Below are 19882 nucleotides of genomic sequence, written 5' to 3' on the forward strand. Positions count from 1 at the left end.
GGGGCCAGGGCCTGGACGATCATGTACGCCGCGAGGAACCAGAGCGGCGATCCGATGCCGATGGCGACCACGTCGACGAGGGCGGGGTCGAGCCCGATCAGTCGGGCGGCGCCGAGCGCTGCGGTGAGGAAGACGAAGAGTGCGAGCGCGGGGCGTGCGAGCCGCAGCAGGCGCACGCGCACGAACACGTCTGCGGACTCGCCGCGGGCGACCGCCGACCGCCGACCGCCAGCCGGCGCGTGCCGCGTACCCGCCGACGACGAAGAACAGCGGCATGATGTTCGCTATCCATGAGGCGGCCGTGAACCACGGCTGCGCCTCGACCGTCCGCTCGATGAGCAGCGATCCGTCGGGCGCGCGCCCGACCCCGGTGAAGAGGATGTGCACGAACACGACCAGCAGCACGCACGTGACCCGCGCCAGATCGAGCGTGAGGTCGCGGCCCTGCGGGGCCGTGCGAGGCGTCGAGACTGCGGCGGCGCTGCTCATGCCGACGACTCTAGCGGTGCACGGCTCCCGGCCCGGGGAGCCTCACTCCGAGAACTCCTCGGCGGCAGGCACCCCGACCGTGCGGCGTGCGCGACGTGCTCGTCGGATCAACCAGATCGCGAGGAGGACGACGGCACCCAGTGCGAGCCAGGGGAGGACGAAGCCGAGTGCGATGACCAGGGCGTTCAGCGACACCACGAGGCCGTTCCAGCCGGCGAACAGGCCGTCGGCGAACCCGGCGGGATCGGCGGTCGTGGCGGGAGCCGTGCGGGTGAGCTGCACCTGCAGAGTCGACATCGAGACCTGATCTTCGAGGGCGGTGAGCTGCTGCTGGTAGGACTCGAGCTGCGCCTGTCGGTCCGTGAGCGCGACCTCGGCCTCGATGAGCTCCGCGACCGTCCCGGTCTGCGCCATGAGCTCGGTCAGCCGCTGCACCGACGCGGACGTCGCGTCGACCCGCGCGCGGAGGTCGATCGCCTCGGAGGTGACGTCCTGCTTCGAGATCGACGACGTGAGCACGTCGCCGGTCTCCGCGAGCTCGTCGACCACGGTGGTGAGGTCTGCGGAGGGCACCCTGATGCTGACCCACCCGTAGCCCGGATCCACGGGGGCGGGCGCGGAGGTATCGTCGGTCGCCTCGCTCTTGCCGATCTCGGTGCTCTCGACGTAGCCGCCGTGCTTCTCCGCGAGGGCGGCGATCGCCGCCCCGGCATCCGCGATGTCCTTCACCTCGAGGGTGGCGCTGGCCGTCGCGATGATCTCGCGGTCCACCGCATCGTCGGCAGCGGGCGCCACCCCTGTCGACTCCGGGGCCGCATCGGAGGCGCTCTGGTCGACGCTGCCGGAGCGGGAGGTGTCGACGGCGACGCCGGGGGGCATCCCGCCCCCGTCGGCGGTGCTGGACGCCGTGCCGCCGACGATGCCGAGGATCGGCGGGGTGACGAGGATGCCCACCACGAAGGCGGCAGCCACCCCGGTGCCCGTCAGCCATCCGCGTCGGCGGGCCCGCGCTCGGGCCGCGGCCGGGGTCGGCCGAGGACGCCGGGCGGCGATCTCGTCGAACACGGCGGCCTCGATGCGCGAAGCCGCGGCATCCGACAGCTCGGGAAGGTCGTCGTGGGGTGTGTGGTCGTTCATGCGTCGCTCGCTTCCTTCACGGCACCGCGCAGTCGGGTGCGGACTCGGGAGAGACGGTTCCGGACGATCGCGTGACTCACGCCCAGCTCTTCCGCGGCAGCCTGGTACGCGTAGCCCTCCGCTGCGCAGAGCCGGAAGATCTCGCGGTCGAGGTCGCTCATCGTTCCGACCTCGGCCGCGATCCTCGCCGCCATCGCCGCGGTGATCACCTGCTCCTCGACGCTGATCGTGGAGGGGAGGGTGTCATCGACGGCCTCTGTCGTGTGCGCCCGATCCCGCAGTCGCTGGCGCAGACGGTTCGCGGCCTGGAACCGGCAGATCGTGGCCAGCCACGGGAGGATCGACTCTCCCCGCAGCTCGAGGTCCGGCAACTTGCGCCAGGCGGTCACGAAGGTCTCCTGGGTGACGTCCTCGGCGTCGGCGGGGGAGCCGAGGATGCCGTGGGCGATCCAGTAGACCGGGCGTACGTGCAGGCGGTACAGCTCGCGGAAGGCGCTCTCGTCGCCGGCCGCGGCCTGAGCCGCCCATCTCTGATCACTCGTCTGCACGGGCATCCTGTTTCCGTTCGGTGTCTCTCACCGGGGAAGTGTCGGCGGATGCCTCATCGTCTCAGATGGTCGACGAGATGTTCCTCGCGGCGGCCGGTGGTGCGTCATCTTGTGAGAGCGTGCGACCGAACGCTCCGCGCTCGGCTAGCATTGGCGACGCGAGAGGGAGTATCCCGTCAGCGCATCCGCCGTCATCACGAGCATCGACATCGCTGCTCCGGTAATGCGACGCACTTCGTGCGTGGGAGAGACTTTCGATCAACTCCCGACCCTCCGAAAGGTCAAGCACGCCCGTGGAAATCCCTCTCTGGTTCGAGATCACCTCGATGATCGTCCTGTCGATCATCCTGCTCGGCGACCTGCTCCTGATCCGCCTCCGCCCGCACATCCCCTCGACGAAGGAGTCGACCCTGTGGGTGGTGTTCTACGTCGGACTCGCGCTGCTCTTCGCGGTGCTTCTGGGGAACGTCGGCGGCTGGCGCAATGCGGGCGACTTCATCACCGGCTGGGCGCTGGAATACAGCCTCTCGATCGACAATCTCTTCGTGTTCGTGCTGATCATGGCGCAGTTCGCCGTGCCGCGGCGCCTGCAGCAGCAGGTGCTGATGGTCGGCATCATCATCGCGCTGGTCCTCCGCGGCGCGTTCATCCTCGTCGGCGTGACGATCGTCGAGCACTTCTCGCCGATCTTCTACATCTTCGGTGCGTTCCTCATCTACACCGCGATCAAGCAGGCCATGCCGGAGGGCGACCACGACGGCGAGGTGCAGCGGGAGAACTTCATCGTCCGCCTGCTGCGCCGCCGCATCGACATCAGCGAGACGTACGACGGATCGAAGCTGCGCACCACGGTCGACGGCACGCGCATGTGGACCCCGATGGTGATCGTCTTCATCACGATCGGCGTGACCGACCTCATCTTCGCGATCGACTCGATCCCGGCGATCTTCGAGATCACCACGAACGGCTTCCTCGTCTTCGCAGCCAACATCTTCGCCCTCATGGGGCTGCGCCAGCTCTACTTCCTGCTCGGCGATCTGCTCGACCGCCTTCGCTACCTGCACTACGGCATCGCCGTGATCCTCGGATTCATCGGCATCAAGCTGATCCTGCACGCCCTGCACGAGAACGAGCTGCCCTTCATCAACGGCGGCCAGCATGTGGAGTGGGTGCCCGACATCGACAACATGGTCTCGCTCGGGGTCATCGTCGTGGCGATGACCGTCGCGACGGTCGCGAGCCTGATCGCGTCCTCGCGTGACAAGCGGGCGGCGAAGCGGCTCGACCAGCCGGTGGAGTGAGGGCATCGTGATGCGTCACTGGACACCGATGGCCGTCATCTACCTCGTCCTGGCGGTGGCGGGACTCGTCGGCACCTGGGCGTTCAACGTCCTGGCCATCACGCAGATGGTGGACTTCATCGGTGACCTCGTCGGCAGCGGCCCTGCCGTGTCGTCGATCACCATCGACCTCCTGGTCGCGGCGATCGCCGGAAGCATCTTCATCATCGTCGAGGCACGACGGATCGGCATGCGACACGGCTGGCTGTACGTGGTCGCGTCAGGGGTGACGGCATTCGCCTTCATGTTCCCGCTGTTCCTCGCCATGCGTCAGCGGCACCTCACCCGGTTGTCCACAGAGACTCAGCCTCGAGCGTGAGGTCGATGACCTGGCGCAGCAGTGCGCCGAGCGAGGTAGATCGCAACAGGGTGTAACGGTCGTAGGCGCCCAGCGGGGCGATCTCGGCGAGCTGCCATGACGAGGCGAGAGGGTCGTCGGCGAGGTCGGTGTCGGCACTCCAGGGCGAGTCGGCGCGTGCGAGCACCCGCCGCACGGTCGACTCGGCCAGGGTGCGCAGGGGAGTGAGGGCGTCGTCCCAGGTCAGCTCGGGCAGCGGCGTCACGGCCGCGCGGGGATGGGGCGCGTCATCGACCCACTCGTCGATCGAGAAGCGCGTGGTGCCGACAGCGACGATATGCAGCACGTCCGCATCGGCCGAGACGCTCGTGAGCCTCGCCATCGTGCCGATGCCGCTGCGCAGGTCGCCGCCGCCGACCTCCTGGCCCCGCTCGATGAGCACGACACCGAACTGAGGATCCTCCTCGTCGAGAAGGTGCCCGATCATCGTGAGATAGCGCGGCTCGAACACGCGGAGCGGAAGCGGGGTGTACGGGAACAGCACGGAGCCGAGCGGGAACATCGGTATCGCGGTCATGGCCCCAGTCAACACCGACCGTCGTACAGTGAACAGATGCAGAGACCGCGCCCCGTCACGCCCGCCGCCGGTCAGGAGTCGGTCTGGGACTATCCCCGGCCGCCCCGCGTCGAGACGGTGCACGCGCGGGTCACCATCCGCCTCGGCGGTGAGCTCGTCGCCGACACGCGCGATGCCGTCCGCGTGCTCGAGACGAGCCACCCTCCGGTGTACTACCTCCCACTCGGCGACTTCGTCGACGGTGCCCTGGTGGATGCGCCCGGGTCCTCCTTCTGCGAGTTCAAGGGAGCGGCGCGCTATCTCGACGTGCACGGCGGTGACCGAGTGGCGCCCGGCGCAGGGTGGAACTATCCGCATCCCTCGCCCGGATACGAGATGCTGACCGACATGGTCGCGGTGTACGCAGGGCCCATGGACGAATGCACGGTCGACGGTGAGATCGTGGTGGCGCAGCCGGGAGGCTTCTACGGCGGGTGGGTGACCTCCTCCGTGGTCGGCCCGTTCAAGGGTGTCCCCGGTTCGATGGGCTGGTAGCCCCCGGACTCGACCCCGTCTCAGAAGGCCTGCAGGTTCGCCTGCAGTCCGCCGTCGACGTGGTCGCGACGGAGCAGGCCCCGTCGACGCAGCACCGGCACCAGCTCGTCCAGGGTGCGGTGCAGGGTGACGGGGTGGAAGTCGCCCCACAGCAGAACGCCGTCGTTGCCCCACTCGCCGAGCTCCTCGACCAGGTCGGCGAACTCCTCGGCGGTTCCGACGAAACCGGAGCGGTCGGAGAGACGCCCTGTGCGGGCGAGAGCCGTGAGGTGAGCGCGCAGCGGCGCGTCCTCGCCGCGGTCGCCGAGCAGGCGCTGGATGCTGCCCCGTGAGACGTGCTCGCCGAAGAACGAGGGGTCGAGGGGCCGGTCGAGATCCAGGGCGGTGAGGTCGGTCTCGAGATCGCTCGACTGCTTGCGGGCGATCTGCCGCAGCGCCTCGTCGTCCGGGTGCGCGGAGGCCGCGACGATCCGGTCCGCCTCGTCGGGCGAGGCCGTGATGACGGGCTGGATCGCGAACAGGATCTTGATGTCGTCGGGTCTGCGACCCGCCGCGATCGCCGCGTCGTGGATCTTGGCCCGGTAGGCGCGGACCGAGGCCTCGTGCAGAGGAGCCAGCGCGAGTTGCACATCGGAGTGGGCGCCGGCGAAGCCGAGTCCCCGCCCCGATCCTCCGGGCGAGACGATCGCCGGCGCGCCGTCGGTGAAGGGGACGGCGTTCAGCGGTCCGTCGAAGGCGAAATGCTCGCCGCGGTGGCGGACGGCGTGCAGCTTCGATCCGTCCGCGAACACCTCCGTGGCGCGGTCCTCGACGATGGCGCCCTCCTGCCAGCTTCCCCACAGCGCGCGGATGCCGTCCAGCCACTCCTCGGCACGGTCGTAGGCCGCATCGTGCCCCAGCTGCGCGGCGGCGGAGAAGTGACGCGCGCTGCCGGTGTCGGTGACGACGTTGAGTCCCAGGCGATGGCCGCTGAGGTGTTGCAGCGTCGCGAACTGCCTGGCCGCCGTGTACGGCAGGTAGGCCGCCGGGTTCACGGTGGGGACCACGCCGAGGTGGCGCGTGGCCTGGAACAGGTACGGAGCGAGCAGCAGCGGGTCGTGCTTGGGCCCGCCGAACGCGTGCCGTACCCGCAGGTCGATGGTCGAGGGGGATCCGAGCGAGGGGGCGTCCTCGATGATGACCAGATCGAATCCCGCCTGCTCCAGGGTGCGGGCCGCCTCCTGGTAGATGTCGGGTCTCGTCCAGTCGTAGTCCCAGTCCAGGGACGGCAGGCCCCAGCCCTGCGGGCCGAAGCCGCGGGCGAGGAACCAGCCGAAGTGCTGCAGTCGGCTCATGCCGCGACCTCCCGCGCCGGCTGGAGCACGCGATCGAGGTCGGCGATCAGGTCGGCGACGTCCTCGATGCCGATCGACAGCCGCAGCGTTCCCGGTCGCACGCCCAGCAGATCGCGCTCCTGCCGGCTGCGGTGCGAATGACTGGTCGTCTCGGGGTGCAGCACCAGCGATCGGACATCGCCGATGTGGGTCATGTGGGTGAACACCCCGACGCCGTCGACGAACGAGCGCGCCGCGTCGATCCCGCCTCGCAGGGTGAAGGTGAACACCGAGCCGTGACCGCCGTCGAGGTACTTCTCCGCGAGGGCGTGATCGGGGTGCCCCTCCAGCCCGAGATAGTCGACGCTCTCGACCTCGTCATGGGCGGCGAGCCATCGCGCCACGTCGAGCGCGTTCCGCGACTGACGCTCGACCCGGAGTCCGAGCGTCTCGGCGCCCTGGCCGATCAGGAAGGCGTTGAGCGGAGACGGTGAGGCGCCGAAGCGCGGGGCGACGGACTCTCTCGCGTAGGCGATGCGCGCCGCGCCGCCGTGCCGGCTGGCGACGCTGGGGAATCCGCCGCGACCGGGGAGCACGAGGTGCGGGGCGTTGTGCCCGGCTGCGGCGGCGTCGAAGCGTCCGTCGTCGACGATGACGCCGCCGAGCACCGATCCGTGCCCGGCGAGGAACTTCGACGCCGAGTGCACGACGATCGAGGCCCCGTGCTCCAGCGGACGCACGAGGAACGGGGTGGCCAGCGTGTTGTCGACGATCAGGGGGATCGCCGCCTCGTCGGCGACGGCGCTGATCGCGGCGATGTCGAGAAGGTCGTTGCGGGCGTTTGCGATCGACTCCGCGAAGAGCGCGCGGGTGTTCGGGCGGATCTCTGCGCGCCAGGCGTCCGGGTCGCCGATGTCGTCGACGAAGGTCGTCTCGATGCCCAGTCGCGCGAGATTGTCGAGGAAGAGACCTCTGCTGCCCTCGTAGATGTGCGTCGACGAGATGATGTGATCGCCCGCCCCGGCGACCGTCAGCAGGGCCGTGACGACGGCGGCCTGACCGCTCGCGACGAGGACCGCGTCGACGCCGGACTCGAGGGCCGCGAGCTGACGTTCGACCGCACGGATGGTGGGATTCCCCGTACGGGTGTATCCGAATCCGTTGCCGGTGCCGAAGTGGTCGGCCGCGTGGTCGAAGTCCTCGAACTCGAAACCCGCGGTCAGATAGATCGGGGTCGCCCGAGATGTCGCGGCCGTCTGATTCCTGGCCGAGTGGAGGGCTCTGGTGGCGAAGCCGGTGGACTCGTCGGTCATGCTGGTGCCTCTCGAAGGTTCGTGTCAGTAGGGTGTCACGCGGCGACGCGGGGTGCGGAAGCGGTGGTAATCTGACGTCATGCGGATCGTGCTCCTTCTTAGCTGCCGCGACGAGAACTCGTTCTGAGCCCCTCCTCGTCGCGGAGTCCATCGTGGGCCGAACCGCCAGCTTCAGGAGAAACGCAATGAACAGCCCCGCAGCAGACTCCGCCTCTGTCCGCCCGAGAACCCTCGCCGAGAAGGTCTGGGACGACCACCTCGTCGTGAAGGGCGAGGACGGCGAGCCGGACCTCATCTACATCGATCTGCACCTCGTGCACGAGGTGACGAGCCCGCAGGCCTTCGACGGCCTGCGTGCCGAGGGCCGTCCCCTCCGGCGGCTCGATCTGACGATCGCCACGGAGGATCACAACACCCCGACCTGGGACATCGACAAGCCCATCGCGGACCTCACCAGCCGGACGCAGATCGAGACCCTCCGTCGCAACGCGTCCGAGTTCGGCGTGCGCCTGCATTCGCTCGGCGACGCCGAGCAGGGAATCGTCCACGTCGTCGGGCCGCAGCTCGGGCTCACCATGCCGGGCATCACCGTCGTCTGCGGAGACTCGCACACCTCCACCCACGGAGCTTTCGGGGCGATGGCCTTCGGGATCGGCACCAGCGAGGTGGAGCACGTCATGGCGACGCAGACGCTCCCCCTGAAGCCGTTCAAGACGATGGCGATCACCGTCGACGGCACGCTGCGCCCCGGTGTCACCGCGAAGGACATCATCCTCGCCGTCATCGCGAAGATCACCACCGGCGGTGGCCAGGGATACGTGCTGGAGTTCCGCGGCAGCGCGATCCGTGCGCTGTCGATGGAAGGTCGCATGACGATCTGCAACATGTCGATCGAGGCGGGTGCCCGCGCCGGCATGGTGGCGCCCGACGAGACGACCTTCGAGTACCTCAAGGGTCGCCCGCACGCCCCGAAGGGGCAGGACTGGGACGACGCCGTCGCCTACTGGCGCACGCTGCCCACGGACGAGGGCGCGACCTTCGACGCGGAGGTCTTCATCGACGCCGACGAGCTGGAGCCCTTCGTGACCTGGGGCACCAACCCCGGTCAGGGCAGCTCGCTGTCGGCATCCGTGCCCGATCCCGCCGACATCGCGGACCCGAACGAGCGCGCCGCGGCCCAGCGCGCGCTGGAGTACATGGACCTGGCACCGGGCACCCCGTTGAAGGAGGTTCCCGTCGACGCCGTGTTCATGGGCTCCTGCACCAACAGTCGCATCGAGGACCTGCGCGCCTTCGCCTCCATCGTCGAGGGCAGGAAGAAGGCCGACGGCGTGCGCGTCATGGTCGTCCCCGGCTCGGCGCGCGTTCGTCTCGAGGCGGAAGCCGAGGGCCTGGACAAGGTGATCACGGACTTCGGCGCCGAGTGGCGGTTCGCCGGCTGCTCGATGTGCCTCGGGATGAACCCGGATCAGCTCGCGCCGGGGGAGCGCTGCGCGTCGACCTCGAACCGCAACTTCGAGGGCAGGCAGGGCAAGGGCGGTCGCACGCACCTGGTCTCGCCTCTGGTCGCCGCGGCGACGGCGATCCGCGGCACACTGTCGAGTCCCAGCGATCTGCACGAGATGGCGGAGGTCTGACCATGGAGAAGTTCACCACGCACACCGGCGTCGCCGCTCCTCTCAAGCGCTCGAACGTCGACACCGACCAGATCATCCCCGCCGTCTTCCTCAAGCGGGTCACCAAGACCGGCTTCGAGGACGCTCTCTTCCACGGATGGCGTCAGGATCCCGACTTCGTCCTGAACCAGCCGCAGTTCCAGGGGGCGTCCGTGCTCGTCGCCGGTCCGGACTTCGGTACCGGGTCGAGCCGGGAGCACGCGGTGTGGGCGCTGCGCGACTTCGGATTCGCCGTCGTGCTCAGCCCCCGTTTCGCCGACATCTTCCGTGGCAACTCCGGCAAGCAGGGCCTTCTCGCGGCGACGATCTCGGAAGAGGATCTCGAGCGCATGTGGGCCGAGATCGACCGCGATCCCGGGGCATCCATCACCGTGGACCTCGAGGCGCGCACCGCGTCGATCGGCGACGTCCAGGCTGAGATCGGCATCGACGATTACACTAGATGGCGGCTCCTCGAAGGGCTCGATGACATCGGGCTCACGCTGCGCAACGAAGACAAGATCGCGCAGTTCGAGGCCCGTCGCGAGTCGTGGCGGCCCCGGACCCTCCCCGTTCAGTGAACGGCGGGGCAGGGGGAGCCGAGGGCGACCCCGCCCCGAATTCCCTGAATGAAGTGAGGCTCCGAATGACCACACCTGTGCGCGACGCTCTTGCGGACGGAGTCCCCCCACTGACCGGAGACGTCCTCGCGATCCGCGGCGGACGACCGCTGCGCGGCCGTGTCGATGTCAAGGGCGCGAAGAACCTCGCGACCAAGGCGATGGTGGCCTCGCTGCTCGGCGAGACGGTGAGCACCCTTCGGGATGTTCCCGCGATCAGCGATGTCGCCGTGGTGCGTTCGCTGCTCGAGGTGCACGGTGTGCGGGTGTCCGACGGCGATGAGCCCGGCGCGCTGGTGTTCGACCCGAGCGACGTCGAGTCCGCGCACTTCGAGGAGATCGACGCGCACGCGGGTGCGTCGCGGATCCCGATCCTCTTCTGCGGTCCTCTGCTGCACCGTCTCGGACAGGCGTTCATCCCCGACCTCGGCGGCTGCCGCATCGGCGACCGCCCCATCGACTTCCACCTCGACGCACTGCGCAAGTTCGGTGCGATCGTCGAGAAGCTGCCGAGCGGCATCCGCCTGTCGACCGGTGGCGCGCGCCTGCACGGCGCGAACATCCACCTGCCGTACCCCAGCGTCGGAGCGACCGAGCAGGTCCTGCTGACGGCCGTCCGCGCCGAGGGCACCACCGAGCTGCGCAACGCGGCCATCGAGCCCGAGATCATGGACCTGATCGCCGTGCTGCAGAAGATGGGCGCGATCATCTCCTACGAGCCCAACCGCGTCATCGTCATCGAGGGCGTCGAGAAGCTCCGTGGATACGACCACCGCTCGATCTTCGACCGCAACGAGGCCGCATCCTGGGCCTCCGCCGCGCTGGCGACCGACGGCGAGATCTTCGTCGGCGGCGCCAAGCAGCAGGAGATGCTCACCTTCCTCAACGTGTTCCGCAAGGCGGGGGGATGGTTCGACATCCAGGAGGACGGCATCCTCTTCCGTCGTGACGGCGAGCTCAAGCCCGTCGTCGTCGAGACCGACGTGCACCCCGGCTTCATGACCGACTGGCAGCAGCCTCTCGTTGTGGCGCTCACTCAGGCGAACGGCCGCTCGGTGGTCCACGAGACCGTCTACGAGAACCGACTCGGCTTCACCGACGCGCTGGTCAAGATGGGGGCCGACATCGTCGTGCACCCGCGCGGCCTGCAGGACGGCCCTCGTCGTGTGCCCCGCCGTGATCTGGAGCAGGCCGCCGTGATCACCGGACCGACGCCGCTGCACGCCGCAGACATCGTCGTCCCCGATCTCCGTGGCGGATACAGCCACGTGATCGCCGCGCTCACCGCCGAAGGCGAGTCGAGGGTCTCCGGCGTCGACATCCTCAGCCGCGGCTACGAGAAGTTCCTCACCAAGCTCGACGCCGTGGGTGCCGACTTCGACGTCATCCGGTGACCGCGATGGGTTCCCGCTCGCCGGAGTCCACGCGGCCCAGCGTGTTCTGGCCGCTGGCGGCGATCATCGTGCCGATCGTGTCTCTGATCGCGAAGATCCGCATCAGGGGCGGTGAGAAGCTTCCGCAGGACGGCGCGTACGTGCTCGCCCCCAATCACTACTCGGAGTTCGATCCGCTCATCGTCGCCGTGGCGGTGTGGCGGATCGGCCGCGCTCCGCGCTTCATGGCGAAGGAGAGCCTGTTCCGCGTCCCGGTGCTGGGTGCGGCACTGCGGGCCACCGGCATGATCCCGGTGGCGAGGTCGTCGTCCGCGTCGGCGGCGAAGCAGACGCTCAAGCAGTCGGCGGAGCTCGTGGAGCACAGACGCGGCGTGATCGTCTACCCGGAGGGGACGCTGACGCGCGACCCCGACCTGTGGCCGATGCGCGGCAAGTCCGGTGCGGTGCGGCTGGCGCTGACGGACGGCATCCCGCTGATCCCGATGGCGCACTGGGGCGCTCAGGAGATCATGGGCCGCTACCAGAAGGGCCTGAGCCTGTGGCCGCTGCGCAAGCGGGTCGAGGTGGTCATCGGCGATCCGGTCGACGTGTCGGATCTGCAGGGGCGTGCGGGCGAGGCCTCGGCGCTGAACGAGGCGACCACCCGCCTGATGAACGCGATCACCGTGCTCCTCGAGGAGCTGCGAGACGAGAAGGCGCCGGCGGAGCGATGGAACCCCTCGACGCACGGACAGAAGGAGACGGGTCGCCTTGACTCCTAAACGCGGTGTGCCGACGGGACCGAGGGTCGCCGTCATCGGTGCCGGGAGCTGGGGCACCACGTTCGGCAAGATCCTCGCCGACGGTGGTGCCCAGGTCACGATGTGGGCCCGGCGCGCCGAGCTCGCGCACGAGATCGACGAGGCCAAGCGCAACTCGCGCTACCTGCCGGGCATCAACCTGCCCCGCACCATGGCGGCCACGCACGAGCTGGCGATCGCGCTGCGGGACGTCGATCAGGTGTACCTGTCGGTGCCGAGCCAGTCGCTGCGCGAGAACCTCAAGGCTCTGCGCCCGCTGCTGGCCGACAACGACGCGAAGATCGTCAGCCTGATGAAGGGCGTCGAGCGCACGACCGGACTGCGGATGAGCCAGGTCATCGAGCAGGAGCTGCGCTGCGACCCCGACCGCATCGCCGTGGCCTCGGGGCCCAACCTGGCGCTGGAGATCGCACGGGAGCAGCCCACCGCCGCCGTCATCTCCTCGCGCAGCCGGGAGACGGCCGAGGAGGTCGCGCGGGCTGCCCGCAACAGCTACTTCCGGACGTTCGTGAACACCGACGTCATCGGCACCGAGTTCGGCGGTGTGCTGAAGAACCTCATCGCCGTGGCCATCGGCATCGTCGACGGCGTCGGATACGGCGAGAACACGAAGGCATCGATCATCACGCGAGGCCTCGTCGAGATGACGGACTTCGCGGTGGCGAACGGCGCCCACCCCGAGACGCTTCAGGGCCTGGCGGGGCTCGGCGATCTGATCGCCACCTGCCAGTCGCCGCTGAGCCGCAACAACACGGCCGGGCGCCTGCTCGGCCAGGGATACAGCTTCCAGGACGTCGTCAAGCAGATGCAGCAGACGGCCGAGGGACTCGCGTCCGTCGCGCCCGTGCTGCAGCTGGCTCGTGAGTCCGAAGTGGACATGCCCATCGTCGAGCAGGTGAAGATGGTGCTCGACGGCAAGATGAACCCGCGCGACATCGCACCCCACCTGACGACGGACGACGACACCCCGCAGGGTGAGAGGACCAACCATGGACAAGCAGACGGTGGTGGTGCTCTTCGGAGGGCGCTCCAGCGAGCATTCGATCAGTTCCGCAACGGCGGGAGGGGTGCTGGGCGCGATTGATCGCGACCGGTACGCCGTGATCCCGGTGGGGATCACCCGCGAGGGCGCCTTCGTGCTGGAGGACGACGATCCGGCGAAGTTCCCGCTCGATGCGGCACATCTTCCCGAGGTGGCCGACAACGGCACGCGGGTGCGCTGGCCGGAGCCGGGCGGAGACCGCACTCTGCGCGTCGTGCGCGCCGACGGCACCACCGACGACCTGGGCGAGATCGACATCGTGCTGCCGATCCTGCACGGCACGCACGGCGAGGACGGGACCATCCAGGGGTACTTCGACACCCTCGAGGTGCCCTACGCGGGCGGCGGCGTTCTGGATTCCGCGTTGTGCATGGACAAGCACTTCATGAAGATCGCGCTGGGCGCGGCCGGCATCGCGGTGGCCCCGGGGGTGACCGTGCGCGCCCGTCAGTGGCAGCAGGATGCGGAGAGCATCCGCTCGCAGGCGGTCGAGCTGGGCCTTCCCGTGTTCGTCAAGCCGGCACGGGCCGGTTCCAGCGTGGGCGTCTCGAAGGTGACGCAGGCCGAGGAGCTGGACGCGGCACTCGCGATCGCGTTCGCCGAAGACGACAAGGTGCTCATCGAGTCGGGCGTGGTGGGTCGCGAGATCGAGGTCGCCGTGCTCGAAGGGGCCGAGGGCGTGCGCGCGTCACTGCCCGGCGAGATCGTGCTGACCTCCCGAGGGTTCTACGACTTCGAGGGCAAGTACCTTGGTGGCGACGGCGTCGACGTGGTCTGCCCCGCCGAGCTCGAGCAGTCCGAGATCGCGTCGATCCAGGAGACCGCGATCCGTGCCTTCGAAGCGGTCGACGGGCGTGGGCTCGCGCGGGTGGACATGTTCCTCACCGCATCGGGGGAGCTCATCGTCAACGAGCTGAACACCATGCCGGGATTCACTCCGATCTCGATGTTCCCCAAGTGCTGGGTGGCCTCGGGCCTGAGCTACGGCGACCTGATCACCGAGCTCATCGAGGCGGGCCTGCGCCGCTGAGCGTCGGAGCTCACCCCTCGGGGGCGGGCTCGCTCTGTTCGTCGGTGGGGATGCGGTCGGTGCACCGTGCCGTGGCGGGTGCGAGACCCGCGCGGATGCTGGTCGACAGCCGCTCCACCACGGTACGGAAATCGATCTCCTCGCCACGGCGGATGATGACCTCTATCGCCGGATCGCGGCCGTAGGTCACGAGCCGCTGACGCTCCTCCTCCTGGTCGAGGACGAGCCAGTCGACGTTGCCGATGGTGGTGCACACCTCGGCGGAGGGAGCGGGAGGCTCGACCCCGCAGCGCAGCACGACGGTCGGGTCACCCCAGGCGCCGGTCGCCTGCGCGTCGGTCCACACGCGGTCGAGATCGCCTACGGCGTCGGGAAGGAGCACCGACACCTCTGCGCAGGCGGGGTTGTCGGCGTCGTCGGCCGGCTCGAGATGAACGGTGGTCGAGCATCCGGAGAGCACCGCGACGAGGGCCGCAGAAGCCGCGACGACGGCGAGACGACGAGATCGGGGCATGTGTCCAGGCTACCTTTGACTCCATGCCCTCCCGACCTCGCGACGCCGATCCTCTGCTGGGTGACCTCTCCGAGGGGGAGATCCTGCGGGCGATCCTGTCGCGGACCGCACGCGGCAGCCACACGCTGCTCGGCCCCGGCGACGATGCGGCGGTCATCGCCGCCCCGTCGGGATCTGTGGTCGCCACCACCGACACTCTCGTGCACGGCCCGGACTTCCGTCTCGCGTGGTCGTCGGGGTACGACCTCGGCTGGAAGGCGGCAGCGGTCAACCTCGCCGATGTCGCGGCGATGGGAGCCCGTCCCACCGCGCTGCTCGTCGCGCTGGCGATCCCACGCGACCTGCGGCTGTCGTTCGTGGAGCGTCTGGCCGACGGCTTCCGGGAGGCCTGCGCAGCGCTCGCCCCGGGGTGCGCCGTGGTCGGGGGAGACCTGACCGTCTCCGACGTGCTCACGGTCGCGGTGACCGCGCTCGGCGACCTCGAGGGACGTGCGCCGGTGACGAGAGCGGGCGCGCGGATCGGGGACATCGTCGCGATCGCGGGGGAGCTCGGCCACGCCGCACGCGGACTGTCGGTCCTGTTCGGCAGGTTCCGCGAGGCGGGCACGGGGTTGCCGGTGCCCGTCGACGTGTCGGTCCTCCGCTCCGGAGAGAGAGCGGCGCTGCAGGCGCAGCTCCGGCCGACCCCGCCGATCGGGCTCGGTCCGTTCGCGGCGACCGCCGGCGCCACCGCGATGATGGACGTCTCGGACGGCCTCGCCCTCGACGCGCGACGGATGGCGGCGGCATCCGAGGTGACGATCGCCCTCGACGCGGCGATGCTCGGCGACGATCCTCTGCGTGCGCTCGCGGGCGGGGAGGATCATGCCCTGCTGGCCGCGTTCCCACCGGGGGCGCTGCCCGCGGGATTCCGCATCATCGGCGAGGTGCGTGCGCGTGGCGATCACGACCTGCTGGTCGACGACGCCCCTGTCGACGTCTCGGGCTGGGATCCCTACCGCGACTGGGACTCGGCGTCGGGCTGAGCGGAGTCTGCGCGGGCCGCCGGCTGCGCCCACCACAGGGTGGTGTCGCCGTACGACTTCTCGCGGATGAGCTCGAGCCCGGCAGCGTCGAGGTCCGGCGGCGTGGAACGGCGGGCCCGTTCGACGATCACCAGGGCGTCGGGTGCGAGCAACGGCGCCAGACCCACGAGGTCGGCGGTCATCGCCGCGTCGTCGAGGTCGTAGGGAGGGTCGGAGAAGACGAGATCGTAAGGTCCCGTCGCGCGCTGCAGGAAGGCGCGGACGCTGCTCTGGTGCACGCGGCCCGAGGGGAGTCCCGCCTTGGCGACCGTCGCGGCGTTCCGTCGGATGAGCCCCGCCGCCGTCCGGCCCTGCTCGACGAGGTCGGCGCTCGCGGCTCCACGGCTGAGGGTCTCCAGTCCCAGCGCCCCGGAGCCGGCGTAGAGATCGAGCACGCGTGCGCCGATGATGACGTCGGCCGAGTCGAGACCGCCGAAGAGCGACTCCCGCACGCGGTCGCTGGTCGGTCGTGTTCCCGACGAGGGCACGTCGAGTCGCGCGCCTCCCGCCCTGCCCGCGATGATCCTCGTCACCTGATCACGATACGACAGCCGCGGTGCGCGTCGTGTCGGCGCCGCCTCCTAGACTCGGAGCATGTCGCTCACGCTCGATTCGTCGCTGGAGGACGCGCTCGGCGCGACACCGGCGAAGACCCTCGGTCGTGCATTCGGCATGAAGACGGTCGGCGACCTGCTCTCGCACTATCCGCGACGGTATGCCGACCCCGGCGAGCTCACGCCGATCCGGGAACTCCCGATCGGTGAGACCGTGACGATCGTCGCCGAGGTGCTGTCCTCGAGTGCACGGGCCATGCGCAACCGTCGGGGAGCGATGGTCGACGTGGTCATCGGCGACGGCATCGGCAAGATGTCGCTGACCTTCTTCGCGAAGAACCTGGCGGCGGCGAAATGGCGCTCCGACGACCTCGCGGTCGGGCGCCGTGGCGTGTTCTCCGGCAAGGTGGGCGAGTTCAACGGCATGACGCAGTTCGCGCATCCGGAATACGAGCTCTTCGACGACGAAGACGCCGCGCGGCGCCGCGCCGATGCCAGAGCAGCGGTGCTCATCCCGATCTATCCGGCGACCTCGACCCTGCAGACCTGGCAGATCGCGAAGTTCGTGGCTCGTGTCCTCGATGCGGTCGATGACGTCCCCGAACCGCTCGCCGACGACGTGCGGGCGCGGGAGGAGCTGCTGACGGCTCGCGAGGCGCTCGAACTGATCCACCGCCCCAAGACGCGCAACGACATCGACCCCGCGGTGCGCACCCTGCGCATGCACGAGGCGCTGACGCTGCAGACCGCGCTGCTGCAGCAGCGCGATGCGGTGCGGTCGCTCTCGGCGACGGCCCGACCTGCCAGGCCCGGAGGGCTGCTCGAGCGATTCGACGCATCCCTGCCCTACGACCTCACCCCCGATCAGCAGACGGTGGGAGCGCAGGTCGCCGACGACCTCGTCGGCTCCTGGCCGATGAACCGGCTGGTTCAGGGCGAGGTGGGCTCGGGAAAGACGCTGGTGGCGCTGCGCGCGATGCTCCAGGTCGCCGAGTCCGGTGGTCAGGCGGCGCTCATCGCACCGACCGAGGTGCTCGCCGGGCAGCACCTGCGCTCGATCGCCAAGATGCTCGGACCCCAGCTCGCGCCGTCGGTCATGCCGACGCTGCTGACCGGGCAGATGCCGGCGGCTGAGCGCCGCAAGGCGGCACTGCGGGTGGCGTCGGGTCAGGCGCTGATCGTGGTCGGCACGCACGCCCTGCTCGGTGAGAAGACGACCTTCGCGGATCTCGGTCTGGTCGTCGTCGACGAGCAGCACCGTTTCGGCGTGGAGCAGCGCGAGGCGCTCCGCGCGAAGGGATCGAGTCCGCACGCGCTCGTGCTCACGGCAACGCCCATCCCTCGCACCGTCGCGATGACGGTGTTCGGCGACCTCGACACCTCGGTGATCCGCACGATGCCGAAGGGCAGAGCGGGGATCGAGACGTTCGTCGCACCGCTCGCGGAGCACCCGGGGTGGTTCAACAGGGTCTGGGACCGGGCTGCCGAGGAGATCGCGCAGGGGCGGCAGGTGTTCGCGGTCTGCGCCGCGATCGACACCGCGAAGAAGACGGCGGAGTCCGGCGAGCAGCCGCTCGCGCAACCGGAGGGGGCCACAGGTCCCCGGTGGGGCGTGGTGCAGCTCGACGAGGCGCTCGCGACGCACCCGCGGCTCGGAAGCGTGCGGCGCGCCGTGCTGCACGGACGCATGCCCTCGGACGAGAAGGACGCGGTGATGCAGGCCTTCGCCCGCGGAGAGATCGATCTGCTGGTGGCGACCACCGTGATCGAGGTCGGCGTCGATGTGCCGAACGCGTCGACGATGATCGTCCTCGACGCCGACCGGTTCGGCGTGTCGCAGCTGCATCAGCTGCGTGGCCGCGTGGGTCGAGGCGGAGTTCCCGGTCTCTGCCTGCTCGTGACTGAGGCGGAATCCGGCTCGGTCGCCCGCGAACGGGTCGATGCGGTGGCCGCCACCCTCGACGGCTTCGCCCTCGCCGAGGTGGATCTCGAGCTCCGCGGGGAGGGCGACGTGCTCGGTGCCGCGCAGGCGGGTGTGCGCTCGTCGCTGAAGCTGCTGCGCGTCGTCAAGGACTCCGGACTCATCGTCAGGGCGCGGGAGCTCGCCGAGAGCATCCTCGCCGCCGATCCCGATCTCGTGGCCAACTCGGGTCTGCGATCGGCGATCGAGCGGCGTGTGACCGACGATGACCGCGCGGCACTCGCCAAGAACTGACCCCGCGCCGCGTGCTTTAGGCTGGGGGAATGAGCAGTCGGATCGCTGTCGTCCCGGGTTCCTTCGATCCGCCGACCCTGGGTCATCTCGATGTGATCCGTCGCGCGGCGAAGCTGTATGACGAACTCCACGTGCTCGTCGTGCACAACCCCGGCAAAGAGGCGATGCTCCCGATCGCCCAGCGCATGTCGCTGATCGAGCAGTCCATCGCCGACGAGGGCATCGGTGACAACGTCGTGGTGGGCTCGTGGAGCATGGGCCTGCTGGTCGACTACGCGCGTGACGTGGGCGCAGGGGTGCTGGTCAAGGGCATCCGCTCGCAGATCGACGTCGCCTACGAATCGCCCATGGCGATCGTGAACCGTCACCTCGCCGACATCGAGACGGTCTTTCTGCTGCCCGACCCCGCGCACGCGCTCGTGTCGAGCTCGCTGGTGAGACAGGTCGCCGGTCTCGGCGGCGACGTGTCGCCGTTCGTACCGCCGGCCGTCGCCGCGTTCCTCGATACCGGCTCCCGCGGCATCTAAGACATCGCCGGGCGCTGTCGCGCTCAGCACGGAACCAGCCTCGGCCGCCCGAGAGCCGGTACCATTGCGGGGTGCGTTCCCGAATGAATGGTCCTTTCGTCCTGCCCGTCCGCGACATCGTCCGTAGACCGGGCGAGATGCGCGAGCACGAGTTCTCGGTGACCCTGAAGGACGGCTGGGGAGAGGGGATCGTGGCCTTCGAGGCCGGGTCCGACCTCGACCTCGACGTCCGTCTGGAGTCCGTCCACGAGGGCATCCTGGTGTCCGGAACCGCCGATGCGGAGTACTCCGGTGTGTGCGGTCGCTGCCTCATCGACATCACCCGGCCCGTCGAAGTCGAGTTCCAGGAGCTTTTCGCGTATCCTGGTGAGGAAGAAACTGACTTCGAGGTTCAAGACGACCACGTGGATCTTGAAACTCTGGTCAGGGATGCTGCCGTACTGGCACTTCCTTTTCAGCCGGTGTGTCAGCCGGATTGCCCGGGTCTCGACCCGGAAACGGGCGAGAGGCTGACCGAGAGCACCGGAACGGAGCAGGCCGCTCCCATCGATCCTCGATGGAGTGCGCTCCAGAACATCACAGACCAAGACGGCACGGATGAATCTCGTGCCGCCGAGAAAGAAGAGAGCTAGTCATGGCTGGTAACCCCCCGAAGCGCAAGGTATCCCGTTCGAACACCCGCTCGCGCCGCGCGCAGTGGAAGGCGGCGCCCGTCGCGCTCGTCAAGACCATCGAGAACGGCCAGGTCGTCTACAGCCGCCCGCACCAGGCGAAGGTCGTCACCGACTCGCAGGGCACCGAGCTGTTCCTCGAGTACAAGGGTCGCAAGGTCGCCGACGTCTGAGTCGCGACTTCACTACTGTGACGAAGGTCCCTGAGGGGACGAGACCTCTCCCAGAGAAGCTCCGCGTCGATATC

The 19882-nt window shown here is 69.2% G+C and carries 21 protein-coding genes and 2 pseudogenes; 14 read left to right on the plus strand and 9 right to left on the minus strand.

Features of this window, described 5'->3' with window-relative positions; translation table 11 throughout:
* The 4 genes and pseudogenes from ABTZ43_RS13370 to ABTZ43_RS13385 all read right to left on the minus strand — a co-directional run.
* Positions 1–182, minus strand: a pseudogene (locus ABTZ43_RS13370) (acyltransferase family protein); the annotation flags it as partial.
* A 25-nt stretch (positions 183–207) separates the two neighbouring features.
* A pseudogene (locus tag ABTZ43_RS13375) lies at positions 208–489 on the minus strand (acyltransferase family protein); the annotation flags it as partial.
* A gap of 42 nt (positions 490–531) precedes the next feature.
* Positions 532–1626, minus strand: a complete 1095-nt coding sequence (locus ABTZ43_RS13380; RefSeq protein ID WP_350539177.1) for a DUF4349 domain-containing protein — start codon at positions 1624–1626, stop codon at positions 532–534.
* Positions 1623–2180: an RNA polymerase sigma factor gene (locus ABTZ43_RS13385; protein ID WP_149423151.1), complete on the minus strand. Its 558-nt coding sequence runs from the start codon at positions 2178–2180 to the stop codon at positions 1623–1625. Before ABTZ43_RS13385 ends, ABTZ43_RS13380 begins: the two co-directional genes overlap by 4 nt.
* A 287-nt stretch (positions 2181–2467) precedes the next feature.
* On the opposite strand from ABTZ43_RS13385, the gene ABTZ43_RS13390 reads away from it, so the two are divergent.
* Together ABTZ43_RS13390 and ABTZ43_RS13395 are read left to right on the plus strand one after the other, a co-directional pair.
* Entirely contained in the window at positions 2468–3475 is a 1008-nt protein-coding gene (locus ABTZ43_RS13390) for a TerC/Alx family metal homeostasis membrane protein (protein WP_350539180.1), read from the plus strand.
* Positions 3476–3482: 7 nt separating this feature from the next.
* A complete protein-coding gene (locus tag ABTZ43_RS13395) occupies positions 3483–3833 on the plus strand; it encodes a DUF2834 domain-containing protein (RefSeq protein ID WP_350539182.1) in 351 nt (116 codons plus the stop codon).
* Here the strand turns inward: ABTZ43_RS13395 and ABTZ43_RS13400 are convergent.
* Positions 3796–4389, minus strand: coding sequence for an LON peptidase substrate-binding domain-containing protein (locus tag ABTZ43_RS13400; RefSeq protein ID WP_350539184.1), 594 nt, complete (start codon positions 4387–4389; stop codon positions 3796–3798). The two genes, ABTZ43_RS13395 and ABTZ43_RS13400, sit on opposite strands and share 38 nt — an antisense overlap.
* 36 nt (positions 4390–4425) lie before the next feature.
* Here ABTZ43_RS13400 and ABTZ43_RS13405 point away from each other — a divergent pair, with 36 nt between their 5' ends.
* Positions 4426–4923: a DUF427 domain-containing protein gene (locus ABTZ43_RS13405; RefSeq protein ID WP_350539185.1), complete on the plus strand. Its 498-nt coding sequence runs from the start codon at positions 4426–4428 to the stop codon at positions 4921–4923.
* Positions 4924–4943: 20 nt separating this feature from the next.
* Here ABTZ43_RS13405 and ABTZ43_RS13410 read toward each other — a convergent pair whose 3' ends face one another.
* Together ABTZ43_RS13410 and ABTZ43_RS13415 are read right to left on the minus strand one after the other, a co-directional pair.
* A complete protein-coding gene (locus tag ABTZ43_RS13410) occupies positions 4944–6257 on the minus strand; it encodes an LLM class flavin-dependent oxidoreductase (protein WP_350539186.1) in 1314 nt (437 codons plus the stop codon).
* The gene (locus ABTZ43_RS13415; protein WP_350539188.1) at positions 6254–7549 is read right to left on the minus strand and encodes an O-acetylhomoserine aminocarboxypropyltransferase/cysteine synthase family protein; all 1296 of its coding nucleotides are present in this window, start codon (positions 7547–7549) and stop codon (positions 6254–6256) included. Before ABTZ43_RS13415 ends, ABTZ43_RS13410 begins: the two co-directional genes overlap by 4 nt.
* Positions 7550–7734: 185 nt before the next feature.
* Between ABTZ43_RS13415 and leuC the strand changes: the two genes are divergently transcribed.
* From leuC to ABTZ43_RS13445, 6 genes are all read left to right on the plus strand, one after another.
* The gene (gene leuC / locus ABTZ43_RS13420; protein WP_056417064.1) at positions 7735–9186 is read left to right on the plus strand and encodes a 3-isopropylmalate dehydratase large subunit; all 1452 of its coding nucleotides are present in this window, start codon (positions 7735–7737) and stop codon (positions 9184–9186) included.
* A gap of 2 nt (positions 9187–9188) precedes the next feature.
* Positions 9189–9785: a 3-isopropylmalate dehydratase small subunit gene (gene leuD / locus ABTZ43_RS13425; protein ID WP_350539189.1), complete on the plus strand. Its 597-nt coding sequence runs from the start codon at positions 9189–9191 to the stop codon at positions 9783–9785.
* A 65-nt stretch (positions 9786–9850) separates the two neighbouring features.
* Entirely contained in the window at positions 9851–11218 is a 1368-nt protein-coding gene (murA, locus tag ABTZ43_RS13430) for a UDP-N-acetylglucosamine 1-carboxyvinyltransferase (RefSeq protein ID WP_045255255.1), read from the plus strand.
* Positions 11219–11223: 5 nt separating this feature from the next.
* Complete coding sequence (locus ABTZ43_RS13435) at positions 11224–11979, plus strand: lysophospholipid acyltransferase family protein (protein WP_056419465.1); 756 nt, start codon at positions 11224–11226, stop codon at positions 11977–11979.
* On the plus strand, positions 11969–13102 hold the full coding sequence (locus ABTZ43_RS13440; protein ID WP_056417070.1) for an NAD(P)H-dependent glycerol-3-phosphate dehydrogenase: 1134 nt from the start codon (positions 11969–11971) through the stop codon (positions 13100–13102). Before ABTZ43_RS13435 ends, ABTZ43_RS13440 begins: the two co-directional genes overlap by 11 nt.
* A complete protein-coding gene (locus tag ABTZ43_RS13445; RefSeq protein WP_350539190.1) occupies positions 13008–14090 on the plus strand; it encodes a D-alanine--D-alanine ligase family protein in 1083 nt (360 codons plus the stop codon). Before ABTZ43_RS13440 ends, ABTZ43_RS13445 begins: the two co-directional genes overlap by 95 nt.
* Before the next feature lie 10 nt (positions 14091–14100).
* Here the strand turns inward: ABTZ43_RS13445 and ABTZ43_RS13450 are convergent, their stop codons facing one another.
* The gene (locus tag ABTZ43_RS13450; RefSeq protein ID WP_253385995.1) at positions 14101–14604 is read right to left on the minus strand and encodes a DUF3515 family protein; all 504 of its coding nucleotides are present in this window, start codon (positions 14602–14604) and stop codon (positions 14101–14103) included.
* A 23-nt stretch (positions 14605–14627) separates the two neighbouring features.
* Between ABTZ43_RS13450 and thiL the strand changes: the two genes are divergently transcribed.
* Entirely contained in the window at positions 14628–15629 is a 1002-nt protein-coding gene (gene thiL / locus ABTZ43_RS13455) for a thiamine-phosphate kinase (protein ID WP_350539191.1), read from the plus strand.
* Here the strand turns inward: thiL and rsmD are convergent.
* Complete coding sequence (gene rsmD / locus ABTZ43_RS13460; RefSeq protein ID WP_350539192.1) at positions 15599–16201, minus strand: 16S rRNA (guanine(966)-N(2))-methyltransferase RsmD; 603 nt, start codon at positions 16199–16201, stop codon at positions 15599–15601. The two genes, thiL and rsmD, sit on opposite strands and share 31 nt — an antisense overlap.
* A gap of 61 nt (positions 16202–16262) precedes the next feature.
* Here rsmD and ABTZ43_RS13465 point away from each other — a divergent pair, with 61 nt between their 5' ends.
* From ABTZ43_RS13465 to rpmF, 4 genes are all read left to right on the plus strand, one after another.
* A complete protein-coding gene (locus ABTZ43_RS13465; protein WP_350539193.1) occupies positions 16263–18437 on the plus strand; it encodes an ATP-dependent DNA helicase RecG in 2175 nt (724 codons plus the stop codon).
* A 29-nt stretch (positions 18438–18466) separates the two neighbouring features.
* Complete coding sequence (coaD, locus tag ABTZ43_RS13470) at positions 18467–18964, plus strand: pantetheine-phosphate adenylyltransferase (protein WP_045255248.1); 498 nt, start codon at positions 18467–18469, stop codon at positions 18962–18964.
* A gap of 83 nt (positions 18965–19047) precedes the next feature.
* The gene (locus ABTZ43_RS13475) at positions 19048–19596 is read left to right on the plus strand and encodes a YceD family protein (RefSeq protein WP_056417088.1); all 549 of its coding nucleotides are present in this window, start codon (positions 19048–19050) and stop codon (positions 19594–19596) included.
* A 2-nt stretch (positions 19597–19598) separates the two neighbouring features.
* A complete protein-coding gene (gene rpmF, locus ABTZ43_RS13480) occupies positions 19599–19808 on the plus strand; it encodes a 50S ribosomal protein L32 (RefSeq protein WP_017830754.1) in 210 nt (69 codons plus the stop codon).
* Positions 19809–19882: the final 74 nt, after the last annotated feature.

The sequence above is a fragment of the Microbacterium sp. NPDC097977 genome, from assembly GCF_040302605.1.
Lineage (GTDB): Bacteria > Actinomycetota > Actinomycetes > Actinomycetales > Microbacteriaceae > Microbacterium.